At 44.8% G+C, this 20514-nt stretch carries 23 protein-coding genes; 13 read left to right on the top strand and 10 right to left on the bottom strand.

The annotated features are described in order from the left end of the window. Positions 1-34: 34 nt before the first annotated feature. The 5 genes from NHB34_RS06920 to NHB34_RS06900 are packed head-to-tail and all read left to right on the top strand — an operon-like array spanning position 35 to position 5321. Positions 35-3013, top strand: a complete 2979-nt coding sequence (locus tag NHB34_RS06920) for a formate dehydrogenase subunit alpha (protein WP_353426912.1) — start codon at positions 35-37, stop codon at positions 3011-3013. Positions 3014-3040: 27 nt separating this feature from the next. Beyond that, positions 3041-3697, top strand: a complete 657-nt coding sequence (fdh3B, locus tag NHB34_RS06915; RefSeq protein WP_215315677.1) for a formate dehydrogenase FDH3 subunit beta — start codon at positions 3041-3043, stop codon at positions 3695-3697. Further along, entirely contained in the window at positions 3697-3930 is a 234-nt protein-coding gene (locus NHB34_RS06910; protein WP_353426911.1) for a hypothetical protein, read from the top strand. The genes fdh3B and NHB34_RS06910 overlap by 1 nt, the downstream gene beginning before the upstream one ends. Before the next feature lie 56 nt (positions 3931-3986). Next, positions 3987-5042 (top strand): formate dehydrogenase subunit gamma, encoded by a 1056-nt coding sequence (locus NHB34_RS06905; protein ID WP_353426910.1) that lies wholly within the window; start codon positions 3987-3989, stop codon positions 5040-5042. A gap of 9 nt (positions 5043-5051) precedes the next feature. After that, entirely contained in the window at positions 5052-5321 is a 270-nt protein-coding gene (locus NHB34_RS06900; RefSeq protein ID WP_353426909.1) for a hypothetical protein, read from the top strand. 11 nt (positions 5322-5332) lie between these two features. Here the strand turns inward: NHB34_RS06900 and NHB34_RS06895 are convergent, their stop codons facing one another. Continuing rightward, entirely contained in the window at positions 5333-6040 is a 708-nt protein-coding gene (locus NHB34_RS06895) for an ATP-binding cassette domain-containing protein (RefSeq protein ID WP_353426908.1), read from the bottom strand. Beyond that, complete coding sequence (locus tag NHB34_RS06890; protein ID WP_353426907.1) at positions 6033-6728, bottom strand: ABC transporter permease; 696 nt, start codon at positions 6726-6728, stop codon at positions 6033-6035. Before NHB34_RS06890 ends, NHB34_RS06895 begins: the two co-directional genes overlap by 8 nt. Positions 6729-6795: 67 nt before the next feature. On the opposite strand from NHB34_RS06890, the gene NHB34_RS06885 reads away from it, so the two are divergent. The 3 genes from NHB34_RS06885 to cls are packed head-to-tail and all read left to right on the top strand — an operon-like array spanning position 6796 to position 9220. After that, complete coding sequence (locus tag NHB34_RS06885; RefSeq protein WP_353426906.1) at positions 6796-6996, top strand: hypothetical protein; 201 nt, start codon at positions 6796-6798, stop codon at positions 6994-6996. Next, positions 6996-7748, top strand: a complete 753-nt coding sequence (locus NHB34_RS06880; RefSeq protein ID WP_353426905.1) for an endonuclease/exonuclease/phosphatase family protein — start codon at positions 6996-6998, stop codon at positions 7746-7748. The genes NHB34_RS06885 and NHB34_RS06880 overlap by 1 nt, the downstream gene beginning before the upstream one ends. Next, positions 7745-9220, top strand: a complete 1476-nt coding sequence (cls, locus tag NHB34_RS06875) for a cardiolipin synthase (RefSeq protein ID WP_353426904.1) — start codon at positions 7745-7747, stop codon at positions 9218-9220. Before NHB34_RS06880 ends, cls begins: the two co-directional genes overlap by 4 nt. On the opposite strand, the gene NHB34_RS06870 is transcribed toward cls, so the two are convergent. Both NHB34_RS06870 and NHB34_RS06865 read right to left on the bottom strand, forming a co-directional pair. Further along, positions 9217-10401, bottom strand: coding sequence for a CaiB/BaiF CoA-transferase family protein (locus NHB34_RS06870; RefSeq protein ID WP_353426903.1), 1185 nt, complete (start codon positions 10399-10401; stop codon positions 9217-9219). The two genes, cls and NHB34_RS06870, sit on opposite strands and share 4 nt — an antisense overlap. A 12-nt stretch (positions 10402-10413) precedes the next feature. Next, positions 10414-11583 (bottom strand): acyl-CoA dehydrogenase family protein, encoded by a 1170-nt coding sequence (locus NHB34_RS06865; protein WP_353426902.1) that lies wholly within the window; start codon positions 11581-11583, stop codon positions 10414-10416. Between the two features lie 147 nt (positions 11584-11730). Between NHB34_RS06865 and NHB34_RS06860 the strand changes: the two genes are divergently transcribed. Beyond that, positions 11731-12234, top strand: a complete 504-nt coding sequence (locus NHB34_RS06860) for a YqaA family protein (protein ID WP_353428566.1) — start codon at positions 11731-11733, stop codon at positions 12232-12234. 41 nt (positions 12235-12275) lie between these two features. Continuing rightward, on the top strand, positions 12276-13052 hold the full coding sequence (locus tag NHB34_RS06855) for a 3-hydroxybutyrate dehydrogenase (protein WP_353426901.1): 777 nt from the start codon (positions 12276-12278) through the stop codon (positions 13050-13052). A 37-nt stretch (positions 13053-13089) separates the two neighbouring features. Here the strand turns inward: NHB34_RS06855 and NHB34_RS06850 are convergent, their stop codons facing one another. Continuing rightward, positions 13090-14073, bottom strand: a complete 984-nt coding sequence (locus NHB34_RS06850; RefSeq protein WP_353426900.1) for a tripartite tricarboxylate transporter substrate binding protein — start codon at positions 14071-14073, stop codon at positions 13090-13092. A gap of 176 nt (positions 14074-14249) precedes the next feature. Here NHB34_RS06850 and NHB34_RS06845 point away from each other — a divergent pair, with 176 nt between their 5' ends. Further along, complete coding sequence (locus tag NHB34_RS06845) at positions 14250-14843, top strand: urate hydroxylase PuuD (protein ID WP_353426899.1); 594 nt, start codon at positions 14250-14252, stop codon at positions 14841-14843. A gap of 93 nt (positions 14844-14936) precedes the next feature. Here the strand turns inward: NHB34_RS06845 and NHB34_RS06840 are convergent, their stop codons facing one another. Together NHB34_RS06840 and NHB34_RS06835 are read right to left on the bottom strand one after the other, a co-directional pair. Next, a complete protein-coding gene (locus NHB34_RS06840; protein ID WP_353426898.1) occupies positions 14937-16106 on the bottom strand; it encodes an FAD-dependent oxidoreductase in 1170 nt (389 codons plus the stop codon). Positions 16107-16166: 60 nt separating this feature from the next. Beyond that, the gene (locus tag NHB34_RS06835) at positions 16167-16334 is read right to left on the bottom strand and encodes a rubredoxin (protein ID WP_353426897.1); all 168 of its coding nucleotides are present in this window, start codon (positions 16332-16334) and stop codon (positions 16167-16169) included. A 119-nt stretch (positions 16335-16453) separates the two neighbouring features. Here NHB34_RS06835 and NHB34_RS06830 point away from each other — a divergent pair, with 119 nt between their 5' ends. Beyond that, complete coding sequence (locus NHB34_RS06830) at positions 16454-17383, top strand: LysR substrate-binding domain-containing protein (RefSeq protein ID WP_353426896.1); 930 nt, start codon at positions 16454-16456, stop codon at positions 17381-17383. Positions 17384-17420: 37 nt separating this feature from the next. On the opposite strand, the gene NHB34_RS06825 is transcribed toward NHB34_RS06830, so the two are convergent. From NHB34_RS06825 to NHB34_RS06815, 3 genes are all read right to left on the bottom strand, one after another. Further along, positions 17421-17600, bottom strand: a complete 180-nt coding sequence (locus tag NHB34_RS06825; protein WP_353426895.1) for a hypothetical protein — start codon at positions 17598-17600, stop codon at positions 17421-17423. Positions 17601-17612: 12 nt separating this feature from the next. Continuing rightward, positions 17613-18155, bottom strand: a complete 543-nt coding sequence (locus tag NHB34_RS06820) for a cytochrome b (protein WP_353426894.1) — start codon at positions 18153-18155, stop codon at positions 17613-17615. A gap of 170 nt (positions 18156-18325) precedes the next feature. Continuing rightward, on the bottom strand, positions 18326-19471 hold the full coding sequence (locus NHB34_RS06815) for an alpha-hydroxy acid oxidase (RefSeq protein ID WP_353426893.1): 1146 nt from the start codon (positions 19469-19471) through the stop codon (positions 18326-18328). 106 nt (positions 19472-19577) lie between these two features. On the opposite strand from NHB34_RS06815, the gene NHB34_RS06810 reads away from it, so the two are divergent. Continuing rightward, positions 19578-20492 carry a DMT family transporter gene (locus NHB34_RS06810; RefSeq protein ID WP_353426891.1) on the top strand — a complete coding sequence of 305 codons (915 nt, stop codon included), beginning with the start codon at positions 19578-19580 and terminating at the stop codon, positions 20490-20492. Positions 20493-20514 lie beyond the last annotated feature (22 nt).

Here is a 20514-nt window from a genome sequence, read left to right as displayed (position 1 = left end):
TTTTCTGCAGATAAAAATTTCTTAGGGATCAAACATGAGTCTGACTCGTAAATCCAATACACCACAAAGCAGTCGATCTACATCTCGTTTAATTGGTAGCTTGTCTCGCGGTCTCAAGGCAGCCGTGCCAACGATGGATCGTCGAACCTTTTTAAAGCGTTCCGGAATCGGAGTTGGTGCAGGTATTGCTGCTAGTCAATTAAGTCTGGTGCAAAAAGCTGCAGCCGAGCCAAGTAAAGCTATGTTGGACGGCAAGGGCAAGATTGAGGTTAAGCGCTCCATTTGCACTCACTGTTCAGTGGGCTGCGCAGTAGATGCGACAGTTGAGAATGGTGTGTGGGTTCGTCAAGATCCGGTTTTTGATTCCCCAATTAACATGGGTGCTCATTGTGCCAAGGGCGCGGCACTTCGTGAACATGGTCACGGTGACTACCGCTTGCGTTATCCAATGAAGTTGGTGGATGGTAAGTACCAGCGCATCTCATGGGACCAAGCACTTACTGAAATTACTGCTCAGATGAAGGGCATTCGTGAGAAGTACTCACCAGATGCAATGTTCTTTATTGGATCTTCAAAGCATAACAATGAACAGGCCTACTTACTACGTAAGTGGGTCTCTTTCTTTGGAACAAACAATACAGATCACCAGGCTCGTATCTGCCACTCAACTACGGTTGCTGGTGTAGCAAATACTTGGGGCTACGGCGCCATGACAAACAGCTATAACGACATGATGAATGCCAAAGCTGCTTTGTATATTGGTTCCAATGCTGCGGAAGCTCACCCTGTATCGATGTTGAGCTTATTGCATGCTAAGGAAAATGGTTGCAAGGTAATTGTGGTTGATCCACGTTACACCCGGACTGCGGCAAAGTCTGATCAGTATGTACGCATTCGCTCTGGTACAGATATTCCATTCTTGTTTGGTGTGCTTTATCACATCTTTAAAAATGGCTGGGAAGATAAGAAGTACATCAATGACCGCGTTTATGGAATGGAAGAAATTCGTAAAGAGGTTATGGAGAAGTGGACCCCTGCCGCTGTAGAAGAGGCTTGTGGTGTTCCTGAAGCACAAATGTATAAAGTTGCCGAAACCATGGCAAAGAATCGTCCAAGCACGATTGTCTGGTGTATGGGACAAACTCAACACACTATCGGTAATTCCATGGTGCGTGCATCTTGTATCTTGCAATTAGCTTTAGGTAACGTTGGTAAATCTGGTGGCGGTACAAACATCTTCCGTGGTCACGATAACGTGCAGGGCGCAACAGACGTAGGACCTAATCCTGACTCATTGCCTGGTTACTACGGTTTGGCCGCGGGTTCATGGAAGCACTATGCAACAGTTTGGGGTGTTGACTATGACTGGATCAAAGGTCGTTACGCCCCAGACATGATGGAAAAATCTGGTACCACCGTTTCACGCTGGGTTGATGCCGTTCTCGAGAAGAATGACATGATTGATCAGCAGACAAATGTGAAGGGTGTTTTCTTCTGGGGTCATGCGCCTAACTCGCAAACTCGTGGTTTGGATATGAAGCGCGCGATGAACAAGTTGGATTTATTGGTGGTGGTTGATCCATATCCAAGTGCAACTGCTGCGATGGCAGCAATGCCTGCAGCAGAAGGGGATACCGTTAATAAGAATCGCAATGTTTACTTATTGCCAGCCGCGACGCAATTTGAAACAGTGGGATCAGCAACTGCATCAAACCGTTCTCTGCAGTGGCGTGAAAAAGTAATTGATCCTTTATTTGAATCCGTGCCTGATCATGTGATCATGCAAGCCTTTGCTGATCGTTTAGGTTTTGGTGAAGAGTTGTCTAAGAACTACAAGATGCTCAATTCCAAGTTTGCTGGTAAGCAATGGAGAGAGCCGCAAATTGAAGATATCTTGCGCGAGATCAATCGCTCAGTTTGGACAATTGGATACACCGGTCAAACACCAGAGCGCTTGAAAGCACACATGCGAATGGTTGGTGTTTTTGATCCAAGGACTCTGAAGTCTCGTGGTGGAGTTGACCCAGTTACTGGATACGATACAACTGGTGATTACTACGGATTGCCATGGCCTTGCTATGGTACTGCCGCAATCAAGCACCCAGGCTCTCCAAACCTCTATGACACTAGCAAGAGCGTGATGGAAGGTGGTGGCAATTTCCGCGCTAACTTTGGTGTTGAGCGTGATGGCGTGAGCTTATTGGCTGCTGATGGTTCATATTCCAAAGGTTCCGCGATTACGACTGGTTACCCAGAGTTTGACCATGTCTTAGTTAAGAAGTTGGGCTGGTGGGATCAATTAACCGAAGACGAGAAGAAATTAGCCGAAGGTAAGAACTGGAAAACAGACTTGTCTGGCGGTATTCAGCGGGTTGTCATGAAAAATGGTTGCCATCCTTTTGGAAATGCCAAAGCGCGCGCAGTGGTTTGGAACTTCCCAGATCCAGTTCCAATTCACCGTGAGGCGCTTTACAGTACTAATGCGGCAATGATGCGCAAGTATCCTACTTCAGCGGATAAGAAGAACTTCTGGCGCTTGCCAACTCTCTATAAGACTGTTCAAGATCAAAACTTGAACCAGAAGTTATATGAGAAGTTCCCAATCATCCTGACCTCAGGTCGTTTAGTTGAGTATGAGGGTGGTGGTGACGAGACTCGTTCAAATCCATGGCTTGCAGAGCTTCAACAAGAGAACTTTGTGGAGATCAATCCTAAGGCTGCTGCTGATCGTGGCATTAAGAACTGGGATTATGTATGGGTTAAGTCTCCAACAGGCGCCAAGATCAAAGTGCGTGCACTCGTAACGCAGCGTGTTGATCAAGGAACTGCATGGGTCCCATTCCACTTTGCTGGTTGGTGGCAAGGAAATGATCTGCGTAAGTATTACCCAGAAGGTGCTGCCCCTGTTGTATTGGGTGAGGCTGTGAATACTGCTACTACGTATGGTTATGACCAGGTCACGATGATGCAAGAGACCAAAACAACCATGTGCCAAATCGAAAAATTTGCCTAAGTTAAAAGATAGAGTCAGGAGAACACAATGGCAAGAATGAAATTTATCTGCGATACAGAGCGTTGTATTGAGTGCAATGGCTGTGTTACTGCATGTAAGAATGACAATGAAGTGCCTTGGGGCGTCAATAGACGACGCGTGGTCACAGTAAATGACGGCATCATTGGACAAGAAAAGTCAGTATCAGTAGCTTGTATGCACTGTACCGATGCGCCTTGTATGGCGGTTTGTCCAGTGGATTGTTTCTACCGCACCGATGAAGGCGTGGTGCTCCATGACAAAGATATTTGCATCGGCTGTGGCTACTGTTCATTTGCCTGTCCATTTGGTGCGCCTCAGTTCTTAAGTAAGGGCGCCTTTGGTTCTCGTAGCAAAATGGATAAGTGCACATTCTGTAGTGGTGGACCAGAAGAGAATGGAAGTGTTGCAGAGTTTGAAAAGTATGGCCGCAACCGTTTGGCAGAAGGTAAGTTACCTTTGTGTGCTGAAATGTGTTCTACCAAAGCATTGATTGGTGGCGATAGTGATGTGATCACCGATATTTTCAATAATCGCGTGAAGACTCGCGAGAAGAATGGCAAATATCCTGGCTCTAAAGCATTTGGTTGGACTACTGCTTACGGTGGTCCAGATACGCCAGCACCAACTCCAACGCCTGCAGCAAAAATTCCGGGAGCTAAATAATGAAAGCCTATTACAAAATCCTAGGTCTTTGTATTGCTGCTGGACTATTGACTGCTTGTTCCGAGCCGCCTGAGATTGCCGCTAAGGCAGCCAAGCGCCCCGATGTTGCTCCATATATGGGCGCTAATAATGGTTTCGTGACAAAAGGCTGGACGCCCGGCAATCAAGCTAGCTGGACTGAGTCGATTGATAAGCGTACTCAAGGTCAAAACGAATACAGTCGTATTAAGTGATCATCAGAAAACAATAAATAAAACGATAACGTCGATAACGTTCAAGGACATTTTTTATGAAACGATCATTTTCTAAATTACTAGGCACTTTGGTGGTGACTTTAGGTTTATCGCTCACGGTGGTTAGCGGTGTTGCCTTTGCGGAACGTGCGCCGATGGCGCCATTGCCATCACCAAGTGGTGTGGATATCCCGCCATCCTCGGTGCCTGCAAATCCAAATGCTTTAGCGAGCGGAACTCAAGCGCAATCACAACCCGCAAACCCATCTATCTTTACAACAGCTAATAGCGATCCCTATAACTACGTCAGCATTCCAGACAAGGAGTCGAGTGTTCTGATTCAGCGTTCAGGTCAAGAGTGGCGCCTGATTCGTAATGGGGTCATTACTGTATATGGTGGTTGGTTATTAGCGATTGCATTCTTTGGAATTATTGCAACCTACACCTTAAAAGGTCCAATGAAATTGCATGAGCCATTGTCAGGCGTAAAAATTAAGCGATTTAGTGCTTTTGATCGTCTTGTGCATTGGCTGATGGCATTTAGCTTCTTGGCGCTTGCGTTTACGGGCCTCTTAATTCTCTATGGCAAGTATTTTGCAATGCCATTGATGGGTGGGGTGGCTTATGGATCATTTTTAGCGCTTTGCAAGAATATCCATAACTTTACTGGCCCGTTATTTACGATCTGTATCGTGATCTTCTTTTTACTCTTTGCTCATAAAAATATACCTAGCAAAGGAGATGTCGATTGGATTATGGGTTTCGGTGGCATTTTCTCTGGCAAACATATTCCAGCAGGCTTCTTTAATTTTGGAGAGAAATTCTGGTTCTGGTTCGGGATGACTTTCTTAGGTTTGGTAATCTCAGCGTCTGGATTTGTGCTTGATATGATCGTTCCGTTTATGAGTATTGAATATACCCGTGGCACGATGCAAATCGCCAATATTATTCACAGTAGTGCAGCAATTTTGATGACTGCGATGGCAATGGGGCACATCTACATTGGTACGATTGGCTCGCAAGGTTCAATCGACGGCATGAAAACTGGTTACGTGGATGCTACTTGGGCTAAGGAGCATCATGAGCTTTGGTATAACAAGGTGAATAAATAAGGATAGGCTATGAAAAAAATCATTGCTTTTGCATTCGGTGCATTGGTTGGCGCAACAGCTTTTGCTGCTTTGCCTCCATTAACGCCAGAGCAAGCTGAAGCTGCGGCCTTGACCAAGGCGAAAGCTGCTTATGGAGATAAAGTCTCTGCGTATCAACTGTGTCAGGCGCAAAATCGAGTAGCTGATCGATTTAGGGTTGCTGGGACTCCTGCTCCAGCAGCCTGTGTTGCTCCTCCACCTTTTGTAGCGCCTGTTGCTGCTACGCCAGCAGCGAAATAGTTATTCGAGGATTATTCAAGAATTAATTCTTGATGTAAGTAGCGTTTAGCCGAAGTAGTTTGCGGATTTGAAAAGAAGGGGCCAGAGGGTCCCTTTTCTTTTATCTCACCTTGATCGATAAAGAGAATGTATTGAGCCAACCTTTGTACTTGTGCAAGTTGGTGGGAGGAGAAGAGAACATCCGCGCCTTCAATATTAAATTTGCGAATCATCCCCTCTACTTGATCGGTGGAGCTAGGGTCAAGATTTGCCGTTGGCTCATCTAGTAGTAGCAAATTTGGTTTTTGTAACATAGCCCTAGCAAGGCAGAGTTTTTGACGTTCGCCCGCTGAGAGCTTATGTGCAGGATTTTGTGCTAATTCGCTGAGTCCAATCTGCTTCAAAGCGACATCAATAGCTTGATCGGTAATGGTGGCATCAACCTCTTTTGCTAAGCTGATGTTAGTGCGCGCTGATGCCTTGATCATTGGGTTATGGTGAAGTACTAAAGCGGTTTTGCTAGCAAATGAAAATTGAACGGTGCCAGTATCAGGTTGAATGAGTCCGGCGAGTAGCTTTAGTAGAGTAGTTTTTCCAGCCCCGTTGGGCCCAATGCAGGCCGTAATTCGATCTGCTGGGATGAGAGCATGTGGAATATTCAAAATGGTGCGACCATTCCTTGCGACGGTAATATCTTTGAGCTCGATGAATCGCCCAAACTGTTCCTTGTGATTAACCATAACGACGCTCCACTATCTGGCGCACGGCAAAAGTAAATAAATTGGCTAGAAGAACAATGGTTAATAGGATGATTCCTAATGCCAAGGCTAGCGGCAAATCACCCTTACTAGTTTCTAGGGCGATAGCGGTAGTCATCGTTCTGGTGGAGTGATCAATATTGCCACCCACAATCATGACTGCGCCGACTTCAGATATTGCTCTGGCAAGACCAGCCAAAATAGCGATTGTTAATGAAAAACGGCAATCCCAAATAAGCCACTTATAACGAGAAAATAGCGGTAGGCGAAGGCTTAAAAATGAGTCCCGATGAATCTTCCAGGAGTCTTCAAGGATTTGTCGGCTAAGGGCAGCAATTAAGGGGGTGGTTAGCAAGGTTTGAGCAAGGGTCATACCCTTTGCAGTAAAAAGCCATCCCCAGGCTCCCAGGGGGCCTGAGCGGGAAAGCATTAGATACACCACCACCCCGACAATAACCGTGGGAACCCCCATGAGCGTGTTGAGGGTCACGATAATCGCCTTTTTGCCCTTAAATTCCTCGGTAGCTAGCAGGGCTCCGATTGGTACCCCGATGAGTGCGCCAAATAGAAGGGCGCTTAAACTAACCTGAAGAGAAACCAAGACAATGCCAATGACACCGCTATCGAGGCGTGCTAGTAGTGTGAAAGCATCATGAAAGGCGGTGAACATGCGCTTGATTCTATCAAGCCAATGGCAAAATGACTGAAATGAGACTGAATTCCCTTATTTAGAACTTATGGCTGAAATAGTTTGCCTCTGTAATGAGGTCTTTGATATTGAATTGCGTGAGTATTTAGACGCTAACCCGATTAGTTCTATTGATGAGCTGAGGGAGCAAGCTTCGATTTGCAATAAATGCATGCAATGCCAGGATCTCGTTGAAAGTGAAATTTATATGGCGCGCATACGGCGCCAAAATGCTGCGGGACAGTCTTAGTGAGTCCAGCTAAAGGAACCCGCTTTACAGTGATGAGCATGAATGTTCACAAGGGCTTATCTCCCTTGCATCGTCATTCAACAATCCATCAACTGCGTCAAAAAATGCGCAGCCATCATCCCGATATTTTGTTCTTGCAGGAATTGCAGCAAGAGCATCGTGGAAGAATTCGTCGCTTTGCTCAGTGGCCAATGACAGAATTAACCAATTTTTTGTCAGAGGATTTTTGGCATGACTGGCATTATGGAAAAAATGTCGAGTACCCTGATGGCCATCACGGCAATGCAATTCTCTCTAAACGTCCATTATTCAAAGGAAATAACTACGATATTTCTGCATATCGTTTTGAAAGACGCGGTTTATTGCATAGCATGATTCAATTTGATGAACTTGGACCGGCTATCCATTGCTTTTGTGTGCACTTAGCTTTATTTGAGCGAGGTAGAGCGCGACAGACTGCAGAAATTATTCGTTATATCGAAGAATTGACCGATGGTGCGCCGACCATTGTGGCGGGTGACTTCAATGACTGGCGTAATCGAGTAGGGTTTCCGATGCGCGATGCAGGATTTAATGAGGTTTTTGAAGTGCTAACGGGCGCTCCTGCAAGAACATTCCCGAGTATGAAGCCGATTTTGCCGATGGATCGAATTTATGTGCGTGGACTTAAAATTCATTCAGGAGAAATTTTGCATGAATGGCTTAAGTTATCGGATCATCTAGGTATTGCTGCTGAACTGGAATTGGAATGAACATACTGTCATATATCTTTGGATCGGTTTTTGGTTTTTCATTAATCTGGATCCCAGTCTTACATGCCAGCATTGTTGTTTTATTTGGCGTTTATCTCATCTCGGCTAGAAGACCTGTAGGAGTTGCCTTTGCTTGGTTCCTCATTGTTATTTTGGTGCCACTCATTGGTATTTCTCTTTATATTTTGATAGGCGAGCGCCCTGTTGGTCGCAAGTTAACCCGCAAAATTGTTCGCATGAATCATGAGTATGAAAAGATTACTCAAGAAATGCGCCAACAACACTTGGTAGATCGAAAAAAATTACCATTTGAGGGGCAAGCACTCAGTCTACTTGCGGAGTCCCGTAATGGATCACCTGTTGTTGCGGGAAATAAAATCGAGTTGCACACAGAATCTTTAAAAATATTGCAATTATTTATTGATGAGATTCAGCGGGCTAAAAAAAGTCTACACCTTGAGTTTTATATCTGGGCTTTAGGTGGAGATGCGGACAAGGTAGGTGAAGCATTAATCTCTGCTGCCAAGCGCGGTGTAGCATGCCGTGTTCTGCTGGATTCACTGGGTAGTAAAGATTGGTTTAAGTCGCAATGGCCGGCCCGTTTTCGAAGTGCTGGCATTCAGGTGACGGAAGCTTTGCCGATTCAGTTTGGACGATTTCAATTCCGACGAGCAGATTTGAGATTGCATCGCAAGATATTTGTGATTGATGGTGTCGTTGTGTGGACTGGCAGTATGAACATGGTTGATCCGCGCACCTTTAAGCAAGATTCAGGCGTTGGTGAATGGGTCGATGCGATGGTCAGAATTGAAGGCCCTGTAGCGGCTCAGTTTGAGCTTACCTTTGCGTTTGACTGGAGTGTCGATAATCCTAGAATCAAGCATTTTAATGATCGTGAGCCTCCCGTATCTCCGCATGAGGGTGCGGCATTGGCGCAAGAATTCTCATCTGGTCCAGTTTATCGAGATGATATTTTGTATCAAGTATTGCTTTCATCCATCATGGATGCGCGCCAAGAGCTCACAATCACCACTCCTTATTTTGGTCCGGATGATGGCTTGATCCAGGCTTTAATGGCTGCTGCTGGCAGGGGGGTTAAGGTTACCTTGATCGTTCCAAAATTAAATGATTCCACGCTAGTGGCTTGGAGTAGCAAGAGTTTTTATTCTGACCTCATGGGCGCAGGCGTTCAAATCGCAGAGTTTCATGGGGGTTTATTGCACACCAAGAGTTTGCTAATTGATAAACGTATTGCAATTTTTGGATCGGTAAATTTTGATCAGCGCAGCTTACGTTTGAATTTCGAGATCAGCCTTATTGTGTATAACGAAGATTTCTGTGCCAAGCTTGAAAAGCTCATCAAAACCTATCTGCAACAATCCGATTTGGTTGATCCTAAGGTTTGGGCAAAGCGTCCACGTTGGCATCACTACCTTGAGAACGCAGCACATCTGGCTTCGCCGCTTCTTTAAATGGCTCCGTTTGCACGCATGTGTGCGATCTCATCATCACTCATACCGAGTTCTTTGAGAATGGATTCGGTATGCTCACCAACCGCAGGAATGGGATCCATTCGATAGTCGTAGCTATCATTTAGACCAGGAGGTAAAAGGGCTGGTATCTTGCCCGCTGGAGTTCCTATTTCAGCCCAACGTTGACGAGCCTTCAGTTGTTCATGCTTCCAAAGGCCTTCCATGTCATTAAGTCGTGCATTAGCAATATGCGCTTTATCTAATCTGGCGATTACTTGTTCCACAGTGAGTTTTTGAAAACATGCATTAATTATCTCCAATAATTCAGCGCGCTTCTCATTACGTTTATAGTTTTTGTCGAAGCGCTCGTCTTTTGCTAGATCTGGATTTTGTAAAACTATTTCGCAAAACTGTACCCACTCACGCTCGTTTTGTAGGCCAAGCATTACTGTCTTTCCATCCCCAGCTTTAAAAGGGCCATAGGGGTAAATGGTGGCATGTGATGCACCATTTCTAGATGGTGGATTGGCGCCTTTATAGGCGTAATACATTGGAAAACTCATCCATTCACTCAAGGCCTCTAGCATGGAGATATCAATCACTGTGCCTTTGCCTGTTTTGCCTCTTTGTAAGAGGGCGGCCAAAATATTGGTATAGGCGTACATGCCAGCCGCGATATCAGCAATAGAGTTTCCTGCTTTACTTGGGGTTTCGGGGGTGCCCGTAATAGAGAGGAATCCTGCTTCACTCTGAATTAACAGGTCATATGCCTTTTTGTCGCGATAAGGGCCATCATTACCGTAACCAGAAATCGCACAAAGAATCAGGCCGGGATTTTCTTTTTGGAGCGCTTCTGGAGTGAGGCCCATACGAGCTGCTGCACCTGGCGCTAGATTTTGAATAAATACATCAGCTGTTTTGAGTAAGCTTTTTAGCACCGCTAAAGCAGAGTCTTGTTTCAGGTCAAGGGTAATGCTTTCTTTGGATCGATTCACCCAAACAAAGTGAGAGGAGAGTCCTTCAACTTGAGTGTCATAGCCTCTTGCAAAGTCGCCATCGCCTGGGCGCTCGATTTTGATAATACGAGCTCCAAGATCAGCTAATTGTCTTGTGCAAAAAGGAGCTGCAATGACATGCTCTAAAGCAATCACTGTAATGCCATCTAGTGGACGAATGCTCATATTGAATATTGATTAGAAAGATCTTGGCAGACCAAGGATATGCTCAGCCACATAAGAGTAGATGAGGTTGGTAGAGATCGGTGCTACTTGATAGAGGCGTGTCTCGCGGAACTTGCGCTCAACATCATACTCATTAGCAAATCCAAATCCACCATGAGTTTGTATGCAGACGTTTGCAGCTTCCCATGAAGCTTTAGCCGCTAGATACTTCGCCATATTGGCTTCGGCGCCACAAGGCTCTTTTGCATCAAAGAGATTGCAAGCTTTAAAGCGCATGAGGTTAGCTGCTTCTGTCTCGATATAAGAGTCTGCAATCGGGAACTGTATGCCTTGGTTTTTGCCAATCGGGCGATCAAAGACTACACGCTCATTGGCATAGCGGCGCGCTTTATCCACAAACCAGTAGGCATCACCAATACATTCAGCAGCAATCAAAGTACGCTCAGCATTAAGTCCATCAAGGATGTATTTAAAGCCTTTGCCTTCTTCGCCAATTAAGTTCTCCGCAGGAATCTCTAGGTTATCAAAGAAGACCTCATTAGTTTCATGATTCACCATATTAGCGATTGGTTGAATTGTCATGCCTTTGCCGATTGCTTCTTTAAGATCAACAATAAAAATTGACATGCCTTCAGATTTTTTGGTTACTTCCGCAAGTGGCGTAGTCCTTGCCAGGAGAATCATTAAGTCAGAGTGCTGAATACGAGAGATCCAGACCTTCTGACCATTCACAACATACTTATCACTTTTTTTAACAGCGGTAGTTTTAAGCTTGGTTGTGTCAGTTCCTGTAGTTGGCTCAGTAACAGCCATGGTTTGTAGACGTAATTCGCCAGTTGCAATTTTGGGGAGATAGAGTTTCTTTTGTGTTTCAGATCCATGGCGTAATAACGTACCCATGTTGTACATCTGACCATGGCAAGAACCAGCATTACCGCCGGAGAAGTTAATTTCCTCCATGATGACTGAGGCTTCAGCTAAACCGAGACCAGAGCCACCATATTCTTCTGGAATCAAGGCTGCTAACCAGCCCGCGTTTGCCATCGCATCAACAAAGGCCTCAGGATAGTCACGCTCGTGATCAATTTTTTGCCAATATGCAGAATCAAAACTGCCACATAGGTCGCGCAACGCTTCACGCATATCTTGATATTGATCTGGCTTGGGGATGGGGTGATTCATGGTGATGTTCTATAGCTATTCAGTGCAAACCATTAGTTTAAGCAAGAATTGAAATTCAGGAGGAATGCCTCAGCATGCTTGAGCTTAAAATGAGATCATTCAATATGAAAGCGGCCTTGTTTTGAAAAAATCCGGAGTTTTTGCTTGATAGAACAAGCACTTCAGCACTTTTTTGCATGGTTTGGCATGCCATCAGTAGGTTTACCTGCTGTCTTTATTAGCGCTTTTGTTTCTGCAACCTTAATACCGCTTGGATCAGAGCCAATCTTATTTGGTTACATCAGCTTAAACCCACAGTTGTTTTGGGTGGCCATCATGGTGGCAACTATTGGCAACACCCTGGGCGGTATGCTCGACTGGTGGCTTGGATATATTGCGCGTCAAGGGATGAAGTCCGTTGGAGAGCCTAAAAATACTAAGCTTAAAGCGTGGTTGGAAGATTGGGGTCCAAAAATTTTGCTGCTTTCCTGGCTGCCTGGATTTGGGGATCCATTATGTTTGGCAGCAGGATGGCTTAAATTGGCTTGGAAGCCTTGTTTAATTTATATGTTTATTGGGAAATTGTTGCGTTATTTAACCATGACCTGGTTGCTTACACTGGTGCCTGAGAGTTTTTGGCATCAACTTGGCCATTGGCTGCATTTGATTTGATATTGTTTATTTTGTTCACTTAATTTCTTGAGAGAGTTTATATGTCTTCTTTAAAAGGTAAAACAGCGCTAGTTACAGGTTCAACAAGCGGCATTGGTCTTGGAATGGCGATTGCGTTGGCCAAGCAGGGCGCCAACATTATGGCGAATGGTTTTGGTGAAAGAGATGAGGCAATTGCCAAGATCAAGGCGTGTGGAGTAGAGGTCGATTATCACGGCGCCGATATGAGTAAGCCCGCGGAAATTAAAGACCTCATTCAGCAGACAGAAAAGCGTTTTGGTTCATTGGATATTCTGGTGAATAACGCTGGTATTCAGCACACGGCAAGTATTGAAGAATTTCCAACGGATAAATGGGATGCAATCATTGCGATCAATTTAAGCTCGGCATTTCATACAACGCATCATGCTTTGCCTGGTATGAAAAAACGCAACTGGGGTCGTATTATTAATATTGCATCAGTGCATGGCTTGGTTGCATCAACACAAAAAGCGGCTTATGTTGCTGCTAAACACGGGATTATTGGTTTAACAAAAGTAACCGCTCTTGAAAATGCGCGTACTGGTATTACTTGTAACGCAATTTGCCCTGGTTGGGTACTGACACCGTTGGTACAAAAGCAAGTTGACGCCCGTGCGGAGCGTGAAGGCATTTCAAATGAAGCCGCTAAGATTGCTTTGGTATCTGAGAAGCAGCCTTCTGGTCAGTTTGTTACTCCAGAACAGCTTGCAGCATTGGCGGTATTTTTATGTGGACCTGATGCATCAGAGGTGAGAGGGGTAGCGTGGAATATGGATGGAGGCTGGACAGCTCAATAAAGAACTGTTCAGCTTTACTTATATCACCGCTGCGTGTTTACTCAGCGGTGATTTTTCTATCAGCAATAATTTTTCCCCACATCGCAGATTGACTGGCGATATATTTCTGCAGATCCTCTCTGCTGCCTGGGTTTGGCGTGAGGCCGTGTTCTGCCAGTTGGGCGTTGGTTGTTTTGTCTTTGAGTGCAGCTACTAAAGCTTTGTTCCATTTCTCTAAGATGACATCAGGCGTTTTTCCTGGCGCAACAAATGCGTACCAGTTACTTGCATCAAAACCAGGATATCCTGATTCAGCAATCGTAGGTACATTAGGTAATGTAGGCGCACGCTTTAATCCAGTTGTAGCGATTGGAATGAGCTTGCCATTTTTAATGTAGGGGTCAGCTGTCGCAAGTGCTGAATAGTATGAGGAAACTCGGCCACCCAACAGATCAACCATGGCAGGGCTGCCGCCCTTGTATGGCACGTGCACAGTATCGATATCCGCACGTACGTTCAAGAGCTCACCTTGTAAGTGAGACGCAGAACCGCTTCCTGTTGAGGCATAAGTAATTTTGCCCGGGTTCTTTTTGGCTAGAGCAACATATTCTTTGAAATTCTTAACCCCAAGTTCTGGAATGACTACTAAGACATTTGGGAATGTGACGCCCATCGTCAGCGGTGCCAGATCTTTTTGGGGATCGTATGGCAGTTTCATGAGATGGGGCGCGATTGATAGTGGGCCAATAGAGCCAAACAAAATCACAGAGCCATCAGCGGGCGCAGTCGCGGTATACGCGTGAGCAATATTGCCACCAGCACCAGGTTTGTTATCAACAATTACATTTTGACCTAGATCTTCGCTAAGCTTTTTAGCAATAACGCGTGCCGCACTATCAGCTGAGCCGCCTGGAGCAAAGCCAACCACAATCGTGATGGTCTTTTTTGGAGGGAATTCTTGTGCGAAAGCGTCAATGGAAATATGTGCGATGCAAAGCAAGGATAGGCATCCAATTGCTCGCAATAATCTAGATTGGGTCATAAGCGGCGTCTCGTTGTTTTAATTAGTCAATTTTTAGAGATTTTGCCCTTGAAAATGGCTGAAGTCACTATCTAGCTTGCTATTTTGGTGCAGATTTTCAAAAATTTCCTCTGCCAAACAAAATTAGAAGAATCGTTTATAGTTAGAACGCATTTTTATATATAGGAGATCCATTCATGGCTTCAATCTTGTCTTCATTGGGACGCACTGTGCTTGCTGGTTTTGTGCTTCTCGTATTGATTATTTTCGCTTTGGGCGGCAACTTCAACTCTGCTGAATTGCCATTTGTATTTCGTTGGTTGCACGTAATGTTTGGTGTTATGTGGATTGGTTTGCTTTGGTACTTTAACTTTGTGCAAATTCCTTCTATGCCAAAGATTCCTGATGAGCAAAAGCCAGCGATCGGCAAAGTGATTGCCCCAACAGCATTGTTCTGGTTCCGTTATGCAGCTCTATTTACTGTTTTGAGTGGCTTGATTATTGCTGTATTGAGCGGTTATGCCCACCAAGCTTTTACATTGCAAGCACCATTTCGTGCAATTGGCTTAGGTATGTGGATTGCATTAGTAATGGCGTTTAATGTTTGGTTCATTATTTGGCCAAATCAGAAACGTGCTCTCGGCATCGTTACTGTAGATGCGGATGTAAAGGCTAAATCTGCTCGCGTAGCCATGTTGACTTCACGCTTGAACACCTTGCTTTCTGTGCCAATGTTGTTCTTGATGGTTGCTCAATCTCATAACACTACTTGGTTTGTGATTGTTTCTTAATCGAGTTTATTGGTTGTTATATTGATCGTTAATAAGGCCCGCTTAGCGGGCCTTATTATTTCATTGATCTCTACGACATGAGATCAAAAAGACTTAAGCAAGAATAGGGGGGAGTTCTTTGCTAAGCGCTGCACGCTGGGTAGTTGCCGAGCCCATCAAAACAAATCCTAGTAATTTTCCATCGTCAGATTCAAAACGAGCTTCTAAACCATTTTCAACTTCTTGAGTTTTCCATTGGCCATCCATGCCTTTAGCAGGAGGGGATACGATGGTAGGTAGAGCCGGTGTTTTTACCATCACTGGCATCGCTGGGTAGCTTAAAGCAGTAGGTTGTCCAGTAAGTGTTTGGGCAAGCGCTCTAGCGGCTTGCATGATGGGCATGACGTATGGAAGAACAAGACCTTCCACTTCAGCACAATCACCTAATGCGTAAATATCAGAGAGGTTGGTTTGTAATTCACGGTTAACTTGAATGCCAATACCAGTATTAATGCCGCTGGCTTGAGCTAAATCCACTCTCGGTTTTAATCCCACTGCGGAAAGCACAAAGTCACAAGTGATATTAGATCCATTGGCCAAAGCAACATCCAGAATATCGCCTGTGCGGTTAATCGATTGTGCGGTGGTATTAAAGTGCCACCGAACTCCCGCTTGGCTTAGCTTCGCTTGCAAAGTAGATGAAGCCGTCTCAGGAATGAGGCGCCCTAAAGCATGCGGCGCAAGATCAATCACATCAACTTCAAAGCCACCAAGCGTTAAATCATTAGCGAATTCACACCCGATCAAGCCAGCACCAAGAATTGCAATTTTCTTTTTATTGCTAATTGCATTTCGAAATTGAGCGTACTCTTCAAGATCATTCACGGTCATTACTTCATGGGCAGCATTGCCCTGCAGTGGAACGCGAATCTGATCTGCGCCTAGCGCCAAGACAAGTTTGTCATAAGCAATCTCACCTTTATTAGAGACCACTAGTTTTTGGGTGACATCGATTGCGCTCACATCGGTTTGGGGCAGTATGGAAATTTCAAGTTGAGTAGCCATTGCTTCGGTTGCTGTAGAGATCAGTTGAGCAGCTTCTTTTTTGCTTGCAAATGCTGTGGAGAGCATTGGTTTGGAGTAAAAGTAACCAGGCTCTCGTGTAATCAGGGTGATAGGGATAGCCTTATCAATCTTCCGAATTTCGCGGACCAAGGTATACCCAGCTAAGCCACTGCCGATAATGATGATGGCGGAAGAGGATTCCGGTTTGCTTTGATTCATGACGTGGGTCCCTTAATGCCTGATTTAAAAAATCAATGTTTCAAAAGATGGGTTATGGTTTTAGCCGATTTGAACCATTTCAAAGTCTGATTTTGAGACGCCACAATCTGGGCATTCCCAATCTTTAGGGATATCAGCCCAAGCTGTGCCAGGTGCAATTCCATCTTCTGGTAAACCTTTTGCTTCTTCATATATAAAGCCGCATACGATGCATTGCCATGATTTCATGTGAATTCCTTTGTTATTCCTGTAATTTTAAGTGGAGATGGATTTCCTTGTTGGATCGTGTCAATCATTCTGCAAATAGAAATGCTAATATTTATCTAAATATTCGATAAGGGGGTGGTATGGCTTATTTACCTTCACTAAAACAATTGACCTATCTCGTTGCATTGGCAAAAGAACTCAATTTCACAAGAGCAGCCCAGGTTTGTTTTGTTGGTCAATCCACCCTCAGTGCGGGCTTAAAAGAGTTAGAGGATGGACTGGGAATTCAATTGGTCGAGCGTGATCGCCAAAACGTATCCATTACTCCGGCGGGCATGGAGGTGCTCGAACGTGCAAAAACCATTCTGACTGCTTCTGAAGATTTAGTGGAGTATGCGGGCGCCTCTGGTAAGCCAATGACAGCTACCATAAGACTTGGCGTGATTCCCACTATCGCCCCATTCTTACTGCCTGCTGTATTGCCTGAAGTGCGTGATCGGTTTCCAAATTTAAAGATTACTTTGCGCGAGGATTTAACCGCAAACTTGCTTTCCAGAATCGCTGACCATAAGTTGGATTTTGCGCTCATCGCCTTACCTTATGATGTGAGCGGTTTGCTTGTGGAGGAATTATTTGATGACGGTTTTTGGTTAGTTGCTAGACGAGGGGATCCTGCGCTTAAAGGAAAAGAGGTCACACTTCCAGCAAAAATGGCAGAAAGACTTTTGCTGCTTGAGGAAGGGCATTGCTTGCGTGAGCATAGTTTGCAGGCTTGCAAGAAAGTAGATATTCGCAAGGATGAAAGCATGGAGGCAACTAGCCTATTAACTTTATTGCAAATGGTAGAGTCCGGTTTTGGTATCGCCTTGTTGCCAGAGATGGCAGTGAAAAGCAGTATTTTAAAAAACACAGACCTCATTGCTAAGGCAATGAGTGCACCAGCACCAAAAAGGGTGATTGCCTTGGTTGCAAGATCCTCGACTGCTCATCTTGCTGAATTTAGTGCGCTGTCAAAATGCATTCGTGAGCAGTTTGGTGCTCATTTGAAAAAAGCAAAGCAAGAGAAATAAACGCCCGAAATAAACACCCCTTACTTTTGCCCGGGGCTTATTTGTTTTTATCCTCAGGATCTTTGAGGAGATCATAGTGATTGGCGATTAGTAGGAGCGCTAGGGATGCTAAACCCATAGCAAAGAATTGCCATTGATGCAGCATTGCCGTACCCACTACAGTCATTAATACAGTCCAACCCACAGCCATCTTGGCTTTTTTAGAGAGTGGTTTCATCGGAATCAATCCTTACGCGAGCGATTTACTTTTATTCAACATTCTCCGCAGAGAATCATCTTTCAGGATGTAATGTTGCCATAAACCCGCTAATGCATGAATCCCAATCAGGAAGTAAAGCGAATTACCTAAAAACTCATGAATGCCCTCAACAGTTTTCTTCATTTCTGGGTTTGGTGTAACAAACTGTGGCCAGACTAGACCAAAGAAATGAATTTCCTTGCCTGCATATTGGAAGTAAAGAATGCCAAAAATAGGGGAAATTAGCAGCAGAGCGTAAAGCAAATAATGCATTGCTTTCGCTAGACGGGTAAATAAGGGGATGGGATTCGTTGGCTCAGGTACACCATAGATATTGCGGATGGCTAGACGAAGAATCATTGCCAAAAAAATCAACTGACCGAATACACCATGAATAGATTTACAAAGCTCACGGAGCTCACTTCCCTTTGGAAACTGGCTTTTTAATTCAATGGTAATAAAGGCTGCTATTACCAAAATAAATACGAGCCAATGAAGAAAGATGGAGGCAGGGTGATATTTGCTTTTGGTCATATTGAAAAAAATAACTTAAGTTCACTTATTGTTAATGATAATCAATATCATTAACAATAGCAAGACTAGGGAATTGCCATGGCCTGATTGAGAGGTTTTGACCCTGTAACAGCCGAAGCAGGGCATCCCCCGGCGGGATTGAAGGCGAGGCGCTAAATGCTCTAGTGGCTTTAGAAAGTGCCTGGGTACAAAATGTCTTTGGTGACGTTCTGAATGTCTCGATGACCAGTAAAGGCCATGGTGATATCCAACTCATTATGAATGAGCTCAAGGCATTTTGTTACGCCGGCCTCACCCATTGCTCCTAGTCCATACAGGAATGGTCGACCGATCATCGTGCCGCGAGCACCTAGTGCCCAGGCTTTAAGAACATCTTGGCCTGAGCGGATACCGCCATCCATCCAGACTTCAATATCTTTACCAACTGCATCCACAATTCCAGGCAGTGCCTGAATACTAGAGACTGCACCATCGAGTTGGCGACCACCGTGATTAGAGACGATCAATGCATCCGCTCCAGAGTTGGCTGCCGATCTTGCATCATCTTCATCCAAGATGCCTTTGATGATGAGTTTTCCACCCCAGAGTTTTTTAATCCACTCCACATCACCCCAATTAAGGCCAGGATCAAATTGCTCAGCAGTCCAGGAAGAGAGTGATGACATATTGCCTACGCCTGTGGCATGGCCAACAATATTTCTAAAGGTTCTGCGTGGCGTCATCGCCATACCTAGGCACCAGCGTGGTTTGGTAGCCATATTGATCATATTGGCAATGGTTAACTTTGGCGGAGCAGATAGACCATTTTTCAGATCTTTATGGCGTTGACCAAGAATTTGCAGATCTAGAGTTAAGACGAGAGCAGAGCATTTTGCTGCTTTAGCACGTTCAATTAAGCGCTCAATGAAGCCACGATCTTTCATCACATATAGCTGAAACCAAAATGGTTTTGTAGTGCGCTCCGCAACATCCTCAATAGAGCAAATGCTCATTGTTGAAAGACAAAATGGCACACCAAATTTTTCCGCAGCTCTTGCAGCCAAAATTTCTCCATCCGCATGTTGCATGCCGGTGAGTCCAGTTGGCGCAAGTGCTACTGGCATAGCGACATCTTGCCCAACCATTTTCGTTTTGGTTGTTCGATTCGTCATATCAACGGCCACACGTTGACGTAATTTAATTTTCTGAAAGTCAGATTCGTTGGCGCGATAAGTAGACTCAGTCCAAGATCCAGAGTCTGCGTAGTCATAAAACATCTTGGGAGTACGTTTTTTGTGAAGAACCCGCAGGTCTTCGATATTGGTAATTACTGGCACAATCAATCCTTCAAATGTATTTGCATGCTTCTCATTTAGCTCTATCTTAGCAATACCAGGGAATTGTTTCTAAAATGTTGTGTTGCACCCAATCCACCCACCCTAAATGCCTAAACTGACTTTTGCTACCGCCGCCTATTTACTAATTGCTACAGCCCTGTGGGCAGGTAATGCCATTGCGGGACGTCTTTTGGTGGGTAGTGTTTCGCCGATTACCCTCAGTGCCGCGCGCTGGGGCTTGGCTGCTTTGCTGTTATTGCCTTTTGGTTGGCGAGTATTTAAGCCCCAAAGCCCTTTGTGGCAAAACAAAAAACGTTTTGTACTCTTAGGGCTATTTGGGGTTGGGAGCTATAACGTATTGCTCTACTTAGCTTTGCAAACCTCCAGTGCAATTAATGTCACTCTTATTGGCGCGAGTATGCCAATTTGGATGTTATTGATTGGTGCGGTCTGGTATCAAGTCAAGCCAAGTCTTTTGCAATTGTTAGGCGCAGTTGTTTCATTAATCGGTGTGGCAATTGTATTAACCAGGGGTGATTTATCTGCATTACTTTCGATGCAAATGGTGGCGGGTGATTTATTAATTATGTTGGCCACAATTTTGTGGGCTTTTTACAGTTGGATGCTAAGTCGACCAGGTCCTAGCACCGAACAACGTTGGCCATGGGCTGATTTCTTGATGGCGCAGGTATTGGTAGGTCTGTTATGGACCAGTTTTTTTGATGGCTTTGAAATTGCGCTGGGGCATGCTCATCTTGAGATCAATCTATGGACTAGTTCACTAATTCTGTTTGTCGCAATTGGCCCATCTTTGATTGCTTATCGTTGCTGGGGACTAGGAGTGAGTGGCGCAGGCCCGACTGCCGCTGCATTTTTTGCTAACTTCATTCCTTTATTTACCGCATTATTATCTGCTGCCATGTTGGGTGAGCCGCCACAACTTTTCCACGGGATTGCGTTTGCTTTAATTGTGCTGGGTATCTGGGTATCCTCAACCAAGGGTCGATCTCTTCAGAATTGATTTCGGTCTAGGTAAATAAGTC

Origin of the sequence: Polynucleobacter sp. MWH-UH19D, assembly GCF_040409795.1 — a bacterium.
Taxonomy (GTDB): Bacteria; Pseudomonadota; Gammaproteobacteria; order Burkholderiales; family Burkholderiaceae; genus Polynucleobacter.
Note: the sequence above shows the minus strand (reverse complement) of the source record. Positions and strands in the feature narration are given on the sequence as shown.